General features: G+C 56.8%; 13 protein-coding genes. 10 read left to right on the top strand and 3 right to left on the bottom strand.

What is annotated here, in order from left to right; genetic code table 11:
- The first annotated feature begins 127 nt into the window (after window positions 1–127).
- Window positions 128–1,183, top strand: coding sequence for a hypothetical protein (locus P4G45_RS00785; protein WP_348267795.1), 1,056 nt, complete (start codon window positions 128–130; stop codon window positions 1,181–1,183).
- 2 nt (window positions 1,184–1,185) lie between these two features.
- On the top strand, window positions 1,186–2,394 hold the full coding sequence (locus P4G45_RS00790; protein ID WP_348267796.1) for a hypothetical protein: 1,209 nt from the start codon (window positions 1,186–1,188) through the stop codon (window positions 2,392–2,394).
- Window positions 2,395–2,438: 44 nt separating this feature from the next.
- Here P4G45_RS00790 and P4G45_RS00795 read toward each other — a convergent pair whose 3' ends face one another.
- Entirely contained in the window at window positions 2,439–3,170 is a 732-nt protein-coding gene (locus P4G45_RS00795) for an SDR family oxidoreductase (protein WP_348267797.1), read from the bottom strand.
- Between the two features lie 41 nt (window positions 3,171–3,211).
- Here P4G45_RS00795 and P4G45_RS00800 point away from each other — a divergent pair, with 41 nt between their 5' ends.
- Window positions 3,212–4,015 carry an ATP-binding cassette domain-containing protein gene (locus P4G45_RS00800; protein WP_348267798.1) on the top strand — a complete coding sequence of 268 codons (804 nt, stop codon included), beginning with the start codon at window positions 3,212–3,214 and terminating at the stop codon, window positions 4,013–4,015.
- Between the two features lie 93 nt (window positions 4,016–4,108).
- Window positions 4,109–4,498, top strand: coding sequence for a hypothetical protein (locus tag P4G45_RS00805; RefSeq protein ID WP_348267799.1), 390 nt, complete (start codon window positions 4,109–4,111; stop codon window positions 4,496–4,498).
- Window positions 4,499–4,619: 121 nt separating this feature from the next.
- On the opposite strand, the gene P4G45_RS00810 is transcribed toward P4G45_RS00805, so the two are convergent.
- Entirely contained in the window at window positions 4,620–5,534 is a 915-nt protein-coding gene (locus P4G45_RS00810; RefSeq protein WP_348267800.1) for a hypothetical protein, read from the bottom strand.
- A 170-nt stretch (window positions 5,535–5,704) separates the two neighbouring features.
- Between P4G45_RS00810 and P4G45_RS00815 the strand changes: the two genes are divergently transcribed.
- The 6 genes from P4G45_RS00815 to P4G45_RS00840 all read left to right on the top strand — a co-directional run bounded on the left by P4G45_RS00815 (window position 5,705) and on the right by P4G45_RS00840 (window position 17,100).
- On the top strand, window positions 5,705–6,979 hold the full coding sequence (locus P4G45_RS00815) for a HAMP domain-containing sensor histidine kinase (RefSeq protein ID WP_348267801.1): 1,275 nt from the start codon (window positions 5,705–5,707) through the stop codon (window positions 6,977–6,979).
- Window positions 6,980–7,097: 118 nt separating this feature from the next.
- Window positions 7,098–9,344 (top strand): S9 family peptidase, encoded by a 2,247-nt coding sequence (locus tag P4G45_RS00820; RefSeq protein ID WP_348267802.1) that lies wholly within the window; start codon window positions 7,098–7,100, stop codon window positions 9,342–9,344.
- Between the two features lie 656 nt (window positions 9,345–10,000).
- Window positions 10,001–11,428: an ATPase domain-containing protein gene (locus P4G45_RS00825; RefSeq protein WP_373694130.1), complete on the top strand. Its 1,428-nt coding sequence runs from the start codon at window positions 10,001–10,003 to the stop codon at window positions 11,426–11,428.
- 15 nt (window positions 11,429–11,443) lie between these two features.
- Entirely contained in the window at window positions 11,444–13,006 is a 1,563-nt protein-coding gene (locus P4G45_RS00830) for an ATP-binding protein (RefSeq protein WP_348267804.1), read from the top strand.
- Between the two features lie 124 nt (window positions 13,007–13,130).
- Window positions 13,131–14,348, top strand: coding sequence for a glycogen synthase (gene glgA / locus P4G45_RS00835; protein ID WP_348267805.1), 1,218 nt, complete (start codon window positions 13,131–13,133; stop codon window positions 14,346–14,348).
- Window positions 14,349–14,538: 190 nt separating this feature from the next.
- Complete coding sequence (locus P4G45_RS00840) at window positions 14,539–17,100, top strand: glycoside hydrolase family 2 TIM barrel-domain containing protein (RefSeq protein WP_348267806.1); 2,562 nt, start codon at window positions 14,539–14,541, stop codon at window positions 17,098–17,100.
- Window positions 17,101–17,198: 98 nt separating this feature from the next.
- Here the strand turns inward: P4G45_RS00840 and P4G45_RS00845 are convergent, their stop codons facing one another.
- A complete protein-coding gene (locus P4G45_RS00845) occupies window positions 17,199–18,143 on the bottom strand; it encodes a LacI family DNA-binding transcriptional regulator (RefSeq protein ID WP_373694132.1) in 945 nt (314 codons plus the stop codon).
- Between the last annotated feature and the right edge of the window lie 52 nt (window positions 18,144–18,195).

Here is an 18,195-nt window from a genome sequence, read left to right on the forward strand (position 1 = left end):
CAGATCATCGATGCCGCAAGCCCCGGACATGAGGACGCTCAGTTCACAGGAAATTGCCCGCCATCTTGGTCGCACCAGACGTGATTTCCTGCGCGATGCGGCTGGGTTGACTCTTGGAGCATCGCTAATGGGCGCAAGCCCTTTTGTGCATGCGGCGACTGTGGCCAAGAAACGGAAAGTCATCGTCATCACCTTTGGCGGGGGCGCCCGCGATCAGGAGACCTTCGCGCCAGAGGGTCAGATTAATATTCCGCACATGCTCGGCGAACTCATTCCGCAGTCGAGTTTCTTCACGCAGGTTACAAACCATGGGATTCTCGGGCATTACGTGGCAACCGCCAGTCTGGCGACCGGGGTCTACGAAACTCTCAATAACTTCTCCGCCGTGCCGCCAGAACACCCTACGGTCTTCGAGTACTTTCGCAAAGACCTCAGACGACCCGTCTCGGATGCATGGGTCGTTGCACCGAGCAACGGTTTCAACCGGATTGGCGAGAGCGATTGCCGTTCTTACGGACCGGGGCTAGGAGCCAGAGTCATCTTGCCAAAGCATCTGCTGAGTGCGGCAACCTCCGGCTCGAACGTGGATTATGGCCACCTGCTGCATGACAACTACGAAACTCCTCTCTACGCGCCGCAGATTGGAGGCGGTGAGTTCGAACTGCAGCAACTCGATACGATCTTGAAGCTTTCCGTCGATGACTTCAAAGCGCATGCAACGATGCTGGCGAGCCCTGACGAACTATCGGTATACATTGCCAGGCGGCTGATGCGGCAGGAATCGCCGAGTCTTCTATGGATCACCATGCACGATATCGATGTAGCGCATTCCGGCGCCTATTCCCTCTACGTCGATGCAATCCGTCGTACAGACCGGCTCTGTGCCGAACTCTGGAAAGCCGTGCAGGAGGAGCCGGAATACGCCGGAAACACGACACTTCTCATCCTGCCCGATTTTGGACGAGACTCCGACCAGGACTCTGGCGGCAATGGATTTCAACATCACCGTACAGGCGACGCGGCTTCTCGCACCACATGGATGATGGCCCTCGGTGCAGGCGTCCGCCCCGGCGTGGTATACGACAACCCAGTGCAGTCCATCGATCTGGTCCCTAGTATCGGTGCCATCATGGGATTCTCCGCTGCACAAGCGCAAGGCAAGCCAATAAAGGAACTTCTGTAGTTATGCTGCCACGAAATCTCCAAGCCGATCAGTTCGCCGGGTATCCTCCCCAGGCAAGGAAACTGGCTGTGGCCAGCTTGGCGGCATTTCAACAGCTTCCACTTAGCTTTCTAGCTGCGCTGTTGCGCGAAGTCATCGAATACGACTTCAAGTTCCCCGCCGAGCGAGCTGAGATTGATAAGGAACTCGCCAACATCAGGTCTCTTTCCTCCGCGCAGATCGCAGAGTGGTTTCATCCGTTCTTCATGCTGTCCCTTTCGTCAAGTCTGGAGCGATTCGACTGGGTTAATCGTCCCGCTCAGTTTATGGAACAGGAATCGGCATATCTCTGGGCCACTCACCAGCTCGATGCCTTCAGCCGGGCTGCGATGGACTATGGAGATCGCCTGCGGTCTGCGCTTCCCATCGAGCCGCTTCCGATGCGCAGACTCGGAGTTGCAGTGATCGGACAGGGTGTCGCTTCCTATGATGCTCCGCTATTTCGCAATCTCCGCGCACAAGGCGCCTACTTTAGTCAGATCAAGCCGGACGACGGCCTCGATCTCCTTCTTGCCGGGGTGGAAGCGCGGGCGAAATCGCATCCCATCGCCTATGGCCATTGGTACGTAGACGGAGGAGCCGCAGCGCGACAAACCCCATCGCTCACAAACGTAAACTACCAGGCTCTGGAACCCGTGCGTGCCAATCTGCTCAAGTACATGCAGGCCGAGATTGCACGTCCTGGCATGGGGCCTGAGGAGTTGCGCTCCAACTTGGCGCGGTTGTTACCTGCCGATCTGGGTATGGACAAGGCCGGGGACACGGTCCTCGATCGCTTTCAGGTAAAGTTGTTCACCGAAGGCTCCGGCACCCAGATCTTCAGCACGACATTCGCCCAGTGGACAGCTCGCGAGGCACTGCGGCGAGCCCAGCCACTCACTCTCTTGGTACGTTTCGCCCCCCGGCAAAGGCAGAGGCCGATGAATGAATTACTCTCCAGCCCCAATGCGAATCCTGAGTTAGACCTCGCCGGCTCCCTTGTCGATGCGGATATGGCGGCCTACTATCAGTGGATTAATCAGCAGCGGTTAGCGGGAGCAGAGCAATCATCCTTCCTCGTATGGTTTGAGGGCCATAGCCAAGCACTGGTGATCTCTCCCTCGTTGCCCCGGGGGGTTCAGTCGGACTCGGCCATGGATCTTAAGGGGCTGTTTTCACTGGCTACAAGCTGAAATCGAGCGGTGCCACGAAATCCGGTGAATAGTCTAGGCGGTGTTCAACCCATGTGGCGGACGGTCATCTGCGGGATGCGGACATTTGGCGGCTGGAGGCACGCGAAGACAATAGCTTCGGCGACTTCCTGAGGCTCCATCATGTGAGAGCTGCGAATGTACTCTTCGGTGCGGCCGCGTCCCAGTCCGAACTCGGATTTGACGCCTCCCGGGCAGATCGAACCCACCTTGATGCCGTGCTTGCGGAGTTCGGCGTCAAGCGATTGTGCGAAGCCTATCTGCGCAAACTTGCTGGCGCAGTAGACTGCCTCGCCGCCGATTCCTTGCAGCCCGGCTACTGACGAGATGAAAAGAATGGTCCCACTTTTCTGCTCAATGAACAGCGGAGCGGCGAAACGCGAGAAGAGGAAGCCGGACTTCATATTGGCGTCCATCAGGGAGTCATATTCTTCAACGGAGGTGTCTATGAGGTTTTTGTAGTTTCCTGCGCCGGCGTTGTTGATGACGATGTCCAGATGGCCGAAGTTAGCGATGGCAAGCGCAATAGACTGGCTGGCGGTGTTCTCTTCGGCCGCGTCTCCGGCATAGAAGACAGCCTTCGTGCCAAGAGCCTCGATCTCCGCGCAGAGCTGGCGAAGGCGCTCTTCGCGACGAGCGGTGACGACAAGATTGGCCCCTTGATGGGCAAGGGCGATTGCTGTCGCCCAGCCTATGCCGGCACTGGCTCCGGTAACAAGTGCGGTTTTACCTGCGAGGGGTGCGGTAGATGCTGTCATCTGCCAGTCATGCTCCTGAATTTCGATGCTACCATCCGGCTATGTCAACAGATGCGATAGCGACCGATCCGGGACTGCTGGTGGAGGCACGCGGTTTGGTGAAGGAGTATGCGCGCGGCGGCGATACCGTGCGGGTCGTTGATGACGTTTCGTTTGCCATTCGCCGGGGCGAGACCATGGGGCTCGTAGGAGAATCCGGCTCGGGCAAGAGCACCGTAGCGCGGATGCTGCTTCGTTTGATCGAGCCCACGGCAGGAGTGGTCCGGTACGATGGCGTCGAGTTGCTCGCAATCGGCTCGCGCGACATGCGAGGGATGCGTCGCCGGATGCAAATTGTCTTTCAGGACCCCTACGCCGCGCTGAATCCGCGCATGAAGGTGCGCGAGATTCTGGCTGAGCCATTTGCGATTCACGGGGAGCAACATTCGGCAACCAAAGACCATCTGGAGGTAATGTTGCGCGAAGTAGGGCTTGACGCCTCGGCGCTGGAACGTTATCCGCATGAGTTCAGCGGCGGCCAGCGGCAACGGATCAACATTGCGCGTGCGCTGGCGCTGCGTCCGGAGTTTTTGGTGCTCGATGAGCCGGTGAGTGCGCTGGATGTCTCGGTCGGGGCACAGGTAGTGAACCTCCTACGGGAACTTCAGCGAAAGTATGGCCTGACTTATTTATTCATCTCGCACTCAATGCCCCTGGTGCGCTATCTCTGCGACCGTGTCGCTGTGATGCAGCGTGGCCGGGTGGTGGAATATGGCGATTGCGAAAAAGTCTGCGAAGCTCCGCGAGATGAGTACACACGAGGCCTGATTGCGGCGACGCCGGAGATGCCAGTCTTCTCAGACTAGATGAATCGATGGGAATTTTTCCAAATTGCAGGAGTTTGTCCCGTCGACGAATGTGACCGGCAGTATGATAACTTCAGCGGCAGGAGAGCTCAGATGGCGTACAGCGAGAGTTATACATGCGATGTGTGCGGCAAGCAGAAAGCCGGAAGCGAGAGCTGGTGGCTGGCGTGGGTAGATTGCTTTCAGGGAGAGAGTCCTGCCCAGGACCAACCGCTGATTAAGTTAACGCGGTGGCAGCCGCAGTATGCTCACTCTGCCGGGGTGAAGCATCTGTGCGGAGCGCTGTGCGCGGGCACGATGATGGACCGATGGATGTCGGAACAGCATGAGAACCCCGAAGTGCACTGCGATTCCGTCTCCGTGCATCACATGCCTGAGCCGGTGAAAGAGATTTCGCGTAAGGCGGTGGGTTTTTCCTCTGCTGTGGCGAAGACTCCGCTGCCCATCGAGATAAAGGCGGTGCACCCCAGAAACGACGAATAATTCGATAGATTCAGAGGTCTCGTCATTGATCATCGGAGGGCAAAGCCGTCCGTGGTTCCGCTCGAGGATTCGCGTTTTGGCAAAGCCACAGAGAAGAACGTAGAACGGCGGCCGGGAACTCCTATTTGGACGGCGCTGGAGACGGTGGCTGTTGATTCTTGTCCTCAGGGACCTTGTTGTCGGTAATGTCCTGGCCGTTGTAGATGATGCGGCTGGTGGCGTGGAACTGTTTGTAGTCGGTATATTTGACGACGGTGCGCAGATGAACGTCCTGGGATAGATAGCCGTTGCCACCATCGAAGTGCAGCGTCCCTTCGGCTTTGGTGTAGGTGGGGAACCAGTATTTTCCATCAACCTGTTGATAATAGGTGGTGTAGGGCGGGGAGAGATCTTCGTGGCCCTTGCGCTTGTCATCGGGGACGGATCTGCCGTTGACGAGGACGATCTGGAAGTCCTGCTGATCTACCCAGACCTTACCTTGGAAGTAGCGTTTTCCTTTTTCGAGGACCTTGGGCTTGGCGTCGAAGACGTAGGTATCGATCTCGTCGATGTGCTGGCGGCCAAGGTAGGTGATGTCGTACTGCGGCAGATCTGCGGTAGTGAGCACGAAGGGTAGTCGGTGCTCGATGTCCTGAAAGTCGGCGGGCGACATCATCACTCGTTCGAGCGTGTTCTGGGGAGCAAAGACGACGTGTTCGTCGCGTTTGCCGTTGCTGTCAAAGAGGATATCGGTGACCTGCATGTATTCGCCGTCCGGCTTGTTGGTGTCGTCGGAAATGGTGTCCACTTTTACGGTCTGCCGGAAGGTGTAATTCTGGCGTGCTACATCGAAGACTGATTCGCGAGCGGCGAATTTGGTGATGATTTGCTGCGGGGTAAGGTCCTTAGGCGGGCTGGGATCGAGCGGGCCAAAGCCGGCGGGTTCCTGCGCCATGGCTGCGCGTGGAGCTGTGGCTGTGGCCACGACGAAGAATCCCACTGCTAATAGGGACAGAAGAAGCTCGGCTGAGGCGCGAATGCGGGAAAGCAGCGGCATTTTGCGAAATCTCCAAAAAAATGGGTGGGCAACGGTGCATCCACCTCACTTATCTAAAGAATAGACGCGAAAAGTGAGGGTTGGTGATGTTGGGCTGGCTAAGTAACATGTGGGCTCTTCATTGGGAATGCGTTGTTGGAGGCCTGAGCCTGGCGGGATCAGTGTTGTTGATGGGGCACGAACGCCGTCTTCATGCAATGGAGCGGCGGCGGGACCGAAGGATTCGCGACGAGTTCGAGGCCTATGCTCGTCTCGACACCGGGCATGGAGGGGATTTCCGCGAGTTGGCGAAACGGGTGTGCCGACTGGTGGCAGGAAAGAGTGCATTTCAGCGAGTGGCAATGATGGCGCAGGACGCCACCGGGGGGATGTATGTGGCGAGCAGCGTGGGGATGGAAGAGATTACCGTCCGGGCGCTTCAGGCCTGGGCCGAGCGCGTGAGGGACGAGAGCGCAGAAGAGGGTGCGACGTCAGACGGAGCTGGCATTCGAGTGGGGGAAAAGAGCTTTGCGGTCGTTCTCGGAAAGGACTCCGCAGATGTAGGGTGCGGCCGGGCGATCATAATTCCAATTCAATCCTCCACGGGAAAGCTGCTCGGCGCGCTGGCGGTATGCGCGGATAGGCTGATGAGTCTGCGGCGCGAAACGGTGAAGGAGGCGATTCCGCCGCTGGAAGCGCTGGCAGTGAAGTTGGGCCGCGCCATTGAGAATGCCGAAGTTGTCAAGCAACTCAGACAGGCAGAGAAGTTGGCTAGCTATAGTCTTCTGGTTACCGGAGTGGCTCATGCATTGAACAATCCGTTGACGTGCGTGCTGCAGTCTGCGGAACGGATTGCCAACACCGCTAAGGAAACAAGAGTGCGGGCGGCTGCGGAGACGATCGTGCACGAGGCCCGACGAATGCAGCAGACCATACAGGATATGGCAAACTTCGAGCGATACGGTGCGCGGATGGATGAGTCGGTCGAGATCGCAGGGTTAGTGCGCGAACTGGTGTCCGATTGCCAGAAGAAACTGGAGGATCGGGGCGTTCTGCTGGTGGTGGACGCAGACGACGATGTATCGGCGGTGCGGGGAAATGGATATTCCCTGCGGCTGGTCTTGGAGCACCTGCTGACCAATGCGGCGCAGGCCATAGCGCGTAGTGGCGACGATGACCGGGAGCGCGAGATACGAATTTCGGTGAATCATGGCGAAGGTTCGGTGCAGATGATGGTGAGCGATACCGGCCCGGGTTTCAAGCAGCCGGAGCGGTTGTTTGAACCGTTCCAACCCGGCGGAGGGGCCGGCATGGGGCTCGCCATCTGCTATGGAATTGTGCGGGAACATGGCGGCGAGATCAGCGCGTTCAATCTCCATCCGTATGGGGCCTCCGTGGTGGTGGAGCTGCCTTTGGAAGAGAATCTATCCCACAATTTCTCCGGCGAGGCACAAGAGGTCGCTTAGGCCCGAATCTCAGAAAATGTTGTGTCATTGCTGTCGATGACGTGATGAAATGTCTGCTGAACCTGGTGTGTGGCAAGCCATCTTTTCGGATTTTACGGGGACGGGGTAGACTGACGCGATGAGGATGCTTGCCGGGTTTGTTGTGGGACTGGTGCTGGGTAGTGTGGCTTTCGGACAGGGAATTGGGTTGGCTTCGACCGAGGCCGGAGTAATGGAATCAGGAGTGGCCTCCACGGGCCGCCCGATGACGTTTGCCGACCTGCAGCGAATGAAGCGAATTAACGACCCTCAGATCTCGTCGAGCGGAAAGTGGATTATGTTTTCGGCAGTGGATGTCGATCTGGAGGCGAATACAAAGATAAGTCATCTATGGGTCGTGCCGCTAAAGAAAGAATCGGATGCTGCCTCGCGGCCTTCAGAAAGGCAACTGAGCTTTTGGAAGGAGGGCGAGACCGATGGACGGTTTTCGCCGGACGGGAGGCAGGTTGCGTTTGTAGCGACAGATACCGGGAGCGGCTTGTCGCAGATCTTTGTCGCCCCTTGGGATGAGACGACGGGCACGATGGGGACGCCGAAGCGGCTGACCGAAGGAAGCACTGGAGCCGATGGGCCAGTATGGTCGCCGGATTCGCAGCGGATTCTGTTTGTGTCGCGCGTTTATCCGGAGTGCAGCGACGAGGAGTCGTGGGTGCAGGAGGATGCCTGTGACAAACGTAAGGACGATGCAGCGGCGAAGAATCCGGTAAAGGCGATGATATTTACCAAGCTGCTTTACCGGCATTGGGACCACTACATCGGCGACAAGCGCAGTCATGTGCTCGTGGTGAACGTGACGGACGGTAATACGGTGCGTGATCTGACACCGCGCCGCGAGATCGGGGATGCGGAGGCTCCGGTCTTTTCGCTGGGTGGCCCGGTAGATTATGCGTGGGCCCCGGACTCGAAGGAGATTGCGTATGTGACGAATCTCGATGCGGTTCCGGCAGCGAGCACCAATAATGATGTGATCACACTGCGATTGGATGATCCCGAGGCGAGGGCAGTGAAGATTTCTACCTCGCCGGGGAGCGACGATGCGCCTGCTTACTCACCCGATGGAAGGTACATCGCGTTCCGGTCTCAGGCGCGCGCCGGGTTTGAGAGTGATCAGTTCCGGCTGATGCTGTTTGACCGCCAGGCGAAGACGATCAAGGATATGCTGCCGAAGTTCGATAACTGGGTAGACGAGTTTGTATGGGCGCCGAACGCGAAGACGATCTACTTTACCAGCGGCGAGATGGGCGAGGAGAACATCCTATCCACGCAGGTTGATCTACCGGAAGCGACAGCCGTGGCGAACAAGGCGGAGTATGGCGGGTTGCAGGTTGCTCCGGACGGCAAGACAATCGTTGCCACGGTGATGACGGTGAGATATCCGGCGGCGGTTGGCTCGATTGCCCTGAACGCCTCCGGCGGCGGCGGCGCGCCCGTGGTGCGGCTCTCGCATATGAACGATGGCCTGCTTCGCCAACTCGACCTGCCGAAGATGGAGAGCTTTATCTTTCCCGGTGCTGGAAATACCGCAGTGCAGGGATTCCTCATTCGACCGCCGCACTTCGATGCTGCAAGGAGGTATCCTCTGAAGTTCCTGATGCATGGCGGCCCGCAGACGGCGTGGGGCGATTCGTGGAGCTATCGCTGGAATGCAGAGCTGCTTGCAGCGGATGGTTACGTGGTCGTGATGATTAATCGTCGCGGGTCGACAGGATATGGGCAGAAGTTTGTCGATGAGGTGAGCGGAGACTGGGGCGGGAAGGCCTATGTCGATCTTATGAAGGGGCTCGACTATGCAGAGAAGCAGTATCCCTTTATCGACAAGACGCGGGAGTGCGCGCTGGGCGCGAGCTACGGCGGATTCATGGCCGACTGGGTGCTGACGCATACCGACCGTTTCAAGTGCATTGTGACCCACGACGGCATGTATAACCCGCAGAGCGCCTATGGGACGACCGAGGAGCTTTGGTTCAACGAGTGGGAGTTCAAGCGGCCGGGCACAGCCGGGCCGGGGCAGCCCTGGAAGTATGCGGCGGGACCGATGGCGGACGATCCTTTCAGAAAGTGGTCGCCGATGCTGTCGATTCAGAATGCGAAGACGCCTACGCTGATCATTCATTCGCAGAGGGATTACCGTCTTGATGTCTCAGAGGGCTTTCAGCTCTTCACGGCTTTGCAGCGGCTCGACGTGCCGAGCAAGATGCTCTACTTCCCCGACGAGGGGCATTGGGTTCAGAAGCCGCAGAACTCAAAGCTCTGGTACGAGACGGTGAATGACTGGTGCGATCAGTGGACTCACAGCGGAAGGTATGCGTCTGGACTGAATCATTAGCGGTCTGCTCGAATACCATTGACCTCCAGTTTGCCGGGAACTCTTCCGCATAGCGTAATCCAACGGTGAGCATGCTCGATGTCCTACCGAGGCTTGTGTTGTTTGAGAAACGTATCGCGGAGATCGAAGTCGCGGTAAGCCTTTGTGGCTTCCGAGCGCAAGGTGGCTAAGGCGCCTGTGATATTCCTCATGGCGGCGGCGCGCAAGGGGCATTCGCCTTTCAGATAGATGCTAGGAAGCCCGCATTGCCATAAGGTCGAGATTGGTTTCTCCCGCAATCGTGATATCGGATGATCTTTGTTGTCCGCCTGGGGCTTCGCAGGATCATCTGAAAGACCTCTGCTGTGTTGTGCGCTTGAAGATAAGCGTCAAGACGCGACTTCGGCAGGGGGGACCGCCTTGTCGGTCGGACATTATGATCGACAGGTTTCTAAACCACATCATTGATGTCATTGACAGATAACAATGAAACGATCAGGAGGGCAGGTTGTACGGAGAGATCTTTAAGCCCTTTTGAGCATCTTATTATTCGTTGTTCTGTCTTGCCGTCAGCAAGCAGCGAATCTTTCGAAGGGGGGAACGTCGAGTTGGAGCTAACTGAATCTTCCATCGCAAGTCATGGAAAATCGTCCCGAATTGATACCGGAATATTCGGATTGAACGACATTTTGAGCGGCGGGTTGCCAGGAGGGCAGATGTATCTGCTCGAAGGAGATCCGGGGACCGGAAAGACGACGCTTGCGATGCAGTTCATCATCGCGGGTGTAAATCGGGGGGAGCGCGCATTGTATGTAACCCTTTCCGAGTCGAAGGATGAACTGGAGGGGTCGGCACTCTCTCACGGATGGGACATCGCGCAGTTGCCGATCGCAGAATTTATTCCCGCCGAGGCCAGCCTTTCCCCCGAACAGCAGTACACAGTCTTCCATCCGAGCGAGGTGGAGCTGGCAGGCACAATTCAGAAGCTTACCCAGCTCATCGATGATGTAAAGCCAGAACGGTTGGTCATCGATTCACTCTCTGAGCTTCGCTTGCTTGCGGCGGACACCATGCGTTATCGAAGACAGCTTTTGGCCCTGAAACACTTCTTCGCCGGACGGGACACAACTGTACTCCTACTTGACGACAGGACAGCCGAGGGCAGCGACATGCAGTTGCAGAGCATCGCCCATGGCGTGATCCGTCTCGAGAAAATACGAAGAACTTATGGCGTGACCCGGCGACGTATTGAGGTCATTAAGCTGCGCGGAAGCGCATATCGCGAGGGATTTCATGATTACACTATTGAAAAAGGAGGTCTTAACATCTACCCCCGCCTGGTCGCGAACGAACACTCCACCACCTTTGCGGGGGAAAGGATAGAGAGTGATTTGCCGGCATTGAATCAGATGTTCGGTGGCGGCATCAACCGAGGTTCGTCAACGCTTCTCCTCGGCCCGTCGGGTAGCGGAAAGTCAACTTTGGCTATGGCCTTTGCGTATGCCGCTGCCAAAAGAGGAGACCGCGCGATTGTCTATGCCTTCGATGAGATCCTACGAACCGCGCAAGATCGCGCCGAATCTCTTGGAATGCCAGTACGAACGGAGATTTCCCGAGGAACGTTGGCTATGTCCCAGATCGATCCTGCCGAACTTTCCCCCGGCGAGTTTGCCTGGCAAATTCGCCGTGACGTTGAAGAGAAAGATACCCGTATAGTCGTCATCGACAGTCTAAACGGCTTTTTGATGGCGATGCCTGGAGAAAACGATCTCAACCTTCACCTCCATGAGCTTCTTGCCTTTCTTAATCAGAAGGGAGTCGTAACGTTCATCATTTATACGCAGCACGGCCTCGTCGGCACCATGCTGACGGAAGTGGATGTAAGTTATCTCGCCGACACCGTGATGCTCCTTCGGTACTTTGAGGCAGAAGGCTCGATCCGGCAGGTCCTGTCCGTGGTGAAGCAGCGGGTAGGTGCGCACGAGCGGACCCTCCGCGAACTCAGCATGGGTAAAGAAGGCATCGTCATCGGCAAACAACTTACGGATTTCCAGGGCATACTAACTGGGGTTCCTAGTTTTGCGATTGGTCAAATGAAGAAGTAGCGCGAGGGCCGAACTATGAGTATGGTCGTGCGCGTTATGGCTCCAATTGGACGCGATGCTGAACTGATCACCGGGGTATTGCAACAGAGCGGACTCGCTGCCGAGGTCTGTACCGACCCGCTGTCTCTGCTGGGGGAAGATCCGATAGGTCCACTTCTAATTGCAGAAGAAGCCCTCAGTATGGAAACAATTCGCATCCTCGGCGAATGGATGCGAAGTCAGCCAACGTGGTCCGACCTGCCCGTGCTTATTCTGACTGGCAATGGACGGGAGACATCAAAGACGCATCTGCTCGAATTTCAGTGCCTTCCGCTCGGCGCTCCTGTTCTATTGGAGCGACCGATTCGAACGGCCACGCTCGTCAGTAGCGTGCGGGCAGCTCTGCGGGCCAGGCAACGCCAATATGAGATCCGAGATTCCCTGCGTGCGCGTGACGCGGCGCTTGCCGAACTAAAACGAGAGCGGGAAACCCTGCAGGTTGTGCTGGATAACTCAATCGTTGGGGTATTGATTGGCAAGAAAGATGATGGCATCACCTACGCCAATCAGGCAATTCTTCGCTTGCTCGGCTACACCGCCGACGAAGTGGCGGCAGGCAAACTCGGCTGGAACGATATCAATACGGCTGAATATGCTGAAGCCGATCGCCAGGCCGAAGAGCAGATGCGAATCTTCGGGACGGCAGATTCCTATCACAAAGAACTACGAGCAAGAGACGGGAGACTGATTCCATTTCTCGTGGGAGCGACGATCATCCCGTCGCAAGAGTCCCAAGGTGATCTTTCGCAGACCATTGCTGTATTTTTAACCGATATGTCGCGCCAGAAGCAGGCTGAATCGGCCCTCATACAGAGTGAGAAGCTTGCTGCAGTCGGCCGTCTTGCCGCTTCCATCTCACATGAAATCAATAATCCCTTGGAAGCTGTCACGAACATTCTTTATATCGTGGAGGGCAATGTCAAAGACGAGGAGGCACAACGCTACATCGCAACAGCCCAGGCAGAACTCCAACGAGTCAGCCAGATCGTCACACACACGCTGCGATTTCATCGCCAGGCGACGAGCCCGAGAGCCCTTACGGCCGAAGAACTCCTTGAGCCGACAATAGGCTTGCATCACGGCAGACTGGTCAATTCAAACATCGACGTGCAGGTGTATCACTGCGGCTCGCGAGCGGTGGTTTGCTATGAGGGTGACATACGGCAGGTACTGAACAACCTCATTGGAAACGCCATCGACTCGATGAAGACCGGCGGACGACTTTTGATTCGGACAAGGGATGCCCACCTCTGGAACGGCAATACGTCAGGCGTCCGCATAACGATTGCGGACACGGGGCATGGAATGACCCAAGAGGTGCGTGAACGAATCTTCGAGCCGTTTTACACCACGAAGGGAATTAACGGTACCGGGTTGGGGCTTTGGATCTCAAGTGGCATCGTCGACAAACACCGCGGGCTTATACAAGTACATTCCACGCTTACGAAAAGTGGAGGAACGGTATTCAGTCTCTTCCTCCCGGATGAGTTCCGGAGGGAAGAGAGGGTTCAGGAACAGGCTCAACTCCTTGAGCAGTAGTTCAAGCGGCTATACGCTCTGCTTCTGCTTATGAGGTCTAATTCGAACGATTGACCCGCACTTTCGTTGTGAAGTCAATCATTAGCACGTTAGACTCCATCTATAAGATTCACGGAGGTTGCCCTTGCGAGTTGGCCTGATGACACGCGAATACCCGCCGTACGTTTATGGCGGAGCTGGAGTTCACGTCGAATACCTGAGCCGGGAGTTGGCCAAGACGATCGATGTCGAGGTCCACTGTTGGGGCGATCAATTGTTTGATCAGGGAAATCTGCATGTCCGGGGCGCCAAGCCCTGGTCTCATATCGCCGACGGCACTCAGGAGAAATACAAGACGGCGCTTGAAACTCTGAGCCTCAATCTCGCGCAGATGAAGCCTTTGGCGGCCATCGACATTGTGCACACGCATACCTGGTATGTGTCCATGGCCGGATTTCTCGCCAAGAAGCTTTTTGACATTCCCTTCGTGCTGACGACTCACAGCCTCGAACCGCTCCGTGCCTGGAAGGCAGAGCAGCTCGGCAGTGGCTATGCCATGAGCTCATGGATGGAACGGACGGCAATCCTCGATGCCGACGCGATCATCGCGGTCTCTCGTGGCACCAGAGAAGATATTCTCCGCGCATACCCCGAGGTCCAACCCGAACGTGTACACGTCATTTACAACGGCATCGATTTGGACGAATATCAGAAAACCCTGGACACCACAGCACTCGTCAAGTACGGCGTGAACCCATCTTTGCCCTATGTCTTGTTTGTTGGTCGAATAACTCGGCAAAAGGGCGTCACTCATCTCGTCGATGCGATTCGTTATCTGCCGCCTGACACTCAGGTTGTCCTGTGCGCGGGAGCACCCGACACTCCTGAGATCGCAACCGAGATGCGTGAGAAAGTAGAGGAGGAGAGCGTCCTCAATCCGCGTATCATCTGGATCGAAAAGATGGTAACGAAGCCTGAAGCGATCCAACTCTACAGCAACGCCAGCGTTTTCTGCTGTCCATCCATATATGAGCCTTTCGGCATCATCAACCTGGAAGCGATGGCATGCGGTGCTCCAGTAGTCGCGAGCGCGACGGGGGGCATCTTAGAAGTCGTGGTCGATGGAGTGACTGGTCATCTGGTTCCGTTCGAACAGGATCCTGCTACGACTTTCGCATCCAATCCTGATAAGTTTGCGCGTGACCTCGCAGAGAAGATCTCCGACCTCCTTGAAAATCCGATCAAAGCAAGTCAATTTGGAGAGGCTGGCCGCCAGCGTGTGGAAAAGACCTTCGGCTGGTCTGCAATTGCCGATCAGACCATTGAGCTTTACCGCAATCTCATCCGATCCCGCCAGACCTAACCTGCCATTGAAACGGGCCGCCACCAGGCGGCCCTTGTTACGCTCGTTTCCCAGTCGTATATCATGACTGTCTTCTTGCCGTCGGTATTGGGGCGCAGCGCCCATTGGCTTCGCTCGGTGCTCGAGTAGGGGAGGAATATAGACATCCCATCGCGCATGCAATTCGTTGCAGCACAGAAAGAGGAATCCTATGCAAAGAACGCTCCGTCAGATGACTGTCGCCCTGATGGCGGCTCTTCCGATGTTCGGTGCCTCCGGCTTGGCTGCTCAACCGGGCGCCGCACGGCAACAGCTGAATGCTGACGCGAATTGGAAGTTCTCTCTGGGAGATCCCGCCGACGCTCAGGCTCAGTCCTTCGATGACTCGACTTGGCGGACAGTGGACTTGCCGCACGATTGGAGCATTGAAGGGGTTCCCGACGAGAAGAATTTAACGGGTTCGGGTGGAGGATACTTTCCCGCCGGCGTGGGATGGTACCGGAGGACGTTCACTGCGCCTTCGGATTGGAAAGGAAAGCGCGTCAGCGTCGTGTTCGATGGCGTCGCCAGCAATGCCACGGTCTATTTGAACGGCAAGAAGCTTGGGGTGCATCCCTACGCTTATACGAGCTTCCGCTTTGATCTGACACCGGGACTCGACTTCTCGAAATCGAATGTCCTTGCCGTCCGCGTGGACAACTCAGAGCAGCCAAGCAGCCGCTGGTATACCGGGGCGGGCATATACCGGCACGTGCGGATCACTGTCACTGAGCGGGTCCATGTGTCCCCATGGGGCGTATTCATCAGCACGCCGGAGGCGTCAACTTCCGGCGCGAAGGTCGCGATACGCACCCAGGTACAAAATGATTCCACCGATCCGGCCGAAGTGTCGGTGAGCACGACCCTGCTGTCGGCACAAGGGAAATCCGTTGGCAAGGAGCGATCGGCGCTAAGCGTGGGCGCGGGAGCACATGAGGAAATGTCCCAGCAAATTGCGCTGCCCCATCCAGAACTTTGGTCCCCGGAGACTCCTGCTCTCTATCGTGCCGTGACCGAGATCGTTCAGGGTGGCAAAGTGATAGATCGGGTGGAAACGAACTTTGGCGTGCGAACTCTTGCCTGGTCGGTCGACAAGGGCCTCGTGCTCAACGGCAAGTCGATCAAGCTCACGGGTGGAAGCGTTCACCATGACGACGGCCCCCTCGGAGCTGCGGCATTCGACCGGGCCGAGCAACGGAAGGTAGAGCTCCTGAAGGCCGCCGGATTTAACGCGGTGCGTACTGCGCACAATCCACCCTCACCAGCCTTTCTGGACGCATGCGATCGGTTGGGGCTGCTTGTTCTCGATGAGCCATTCGATGTCTGGACCAAGAGCAAAGCCAAATACGACTATGCACGTTTCTTCAAAGATTGGTGGCAGCAGGATGTGGACTCCATGGTGCTCCGCGATCGTAATCATCCATCCATCATCCTCTGGGGCATTGGCAACGAGATTCCCGAGGCGTGGACGAGCGAGGGTGCACCAATTGCCAAGCAACTAGCTGCACGGGTCCGTTCGCTCGATAGCACAAGGCCCTTGACCGAAGCATTCCCCGGCGCTACCTATACGCCAAGCACGGATGCAGTGATGGCGCAGCTCGACATCGTCGGCTACAACTACAACCTCGAAGCAAACCACGCTAAAGATCATCAGCGGGTTCCCAACCGCATCATGGTAACCACGGAGTCCCTGCCTGCAGCAGAATTCAGCGAATGGAAACTGGTGCATGAGCAGCCCTACATCGTCGGCGAATTCGTCTGGACCGCCATGGACTACCTCGGCGAATCTGGTATCGGAAGCTGGTCTGCTGAGACACCCGAACAGGCAGCGCAGGCAGATAAAGTTGCGGGCTTTCTGAATCAGGCCATGTCCAATATGGGTGCCGACGGAAAGAACCCCTTCGAAACGCTGGCCACGCCGGATGGCAAGCCAAATCCGATGATGAGTCTGATGTTTCCGGGCTTCCCATGGCATGCGGCCAGTGCTGGCGATCTGGATCTGACGGGATATCGCAAACCGCAGTCCTACTACCGTGACATTCTGTGGAACGGCGGCGACCGGGTCTTCGCAACCGTACGCGTGCCTGAACCGGATGGCAAGAAAATCGTCGCCATCGGCTGGAGTGTCTACCCTACACTGCCGAGCTGGACCTGGCCCGGCCTTGAAGGGAAGGACATGCAGGTTGAGGTCTATGCCGGCACCGAAAAGGTGCGCTTGTATCTCAACGACAAGCTCATCGGCGAGATGCCTACAACTGTGGAACAGCAGCGGAAGGCGTTGTTCACTGTTGCCTATGCACCCGGGACTCTGAAGGCCGTCGGCGTCAATGGCAACAGCGAGGTCGCCACCAGTCTGTTGCAAACAGCAGGAGATTCGGCAAAGCTTCGTCTCACGGCAGATCGCACCATTTTGCAGGCAGATGGCGGCGATCTCGCTTACGTCACGGTGGAAGCAATCGATGCACAGGGCCGAGTTCAACCCAATGCGACTTCGGAGGTGAAGTTCAGCCTCAGCGGGCCGGGATCGATCCTTGCTGTTGGCAATGGGGATGGGAGAAGTAAAGAGTCATACCAGGGCGACCACAGATCACTCTTCCATGGACGTGCGCTCGTCGTAGTCCGTGCTTCCGGGACTCCCGGATCAATCCGTCTGCTCGCAACAGCACCAGATTTGGGGGAGAGTCAGGTGACGATTCGATCCGAATCGGAGAGTCCGAAGGCCACATTGCAATAACGGCAACGCTTCGCATCATGCGGATCCCGAACACCTTCTGGAAAGGGAAAACGCTGCGCAGGAAACTGAAGCCAGCATGGCGGAGGCTCTTTCAGAGCTCAGATAGGTCTGGCTGCAGTCGAGTTGCGGATGACGAGTTCCGGCTCCACTGTGATGATGTCGGATTTAGAAACTGCAGACTCGTTTTTGACGCGTTGCAGGAGGTGCTCCACGGCGAGCGTCCCCATCGTCTGCAGTGGTTGGCGAATCGTGGTGAGAGGCGGATTCTGGAAAGCTGCGCTCGGGATGTCGTCGAAGCCCACTACAGAAATATCCTCGGGGACGCGGAGGCCAGCTTCGCGGATGGCGCGGATGGCACCGATAGCTGAGATATCGTTGAAGGCGAAGATGGCAGTGAACTGTATTCCGGCCCGTAGCAGGGCCTGAGCGGCGATGTATCCGGGTTCGCTCGTGAAGCTGTCGCTTTCAAGCTGCATGACAAGTTTTTGATTGATCTGAAGTGACAGACCCTCCGCAGTGTCGAGAATCGCCTCCCAGCGCGTTATTGTGTCGGAGCTAAAGCTTTGCCCTTTGATGATGGCGATTTGGCGATGACCAAGATCGAAGAGATGACCGAGAGCGAGGGTTGCCGCGCGGCGATGATTCAGGACGATATTGGCGACGCCAGAGACATTCTGGTGGCTGGAGATGGTGACTACCGGAATTCTGAAGGACTCACTCCATCGGGTGTCGACGGCAATGATGCCTTCGACTGCCCGGGCCATGAGAAGGCGAGGGTACTCACGAAGAAGCTCTTCGCGGTGCATGTGACTAACGACGAAGAAAAAGTACCCTTCGCGGACGAGTGAGTTCTCGATTCCGTTGAGCACGGTTGAAGAATAGCCTTCGCCAATCTCCGGAACGATGACGCCGATCGTGTAGCTGCGTTGTTTCCGCAGTGATTTGGCCATCATATTGGGCTGATAGTTGAGCTTTTCCGCCGCGCTAAAGATCCGTTCCTGTGTGCTCGTCGGAATCGAGCTGGCGTCATGCGTGCGATTCATAACTCGAGATACTGTGGAGGGGGAGAGGCCAAGGTATTTTGCGAGATCGCCG

The organism is Edaphobacter paludis (genome assembly GCF_039993895.1).
GTDB lineage: Bacteria > Acidobacteriota > Terriglobia > Terriglobales > Acidobacteriaceae > Edaphobacter > Edaphobacter paludis.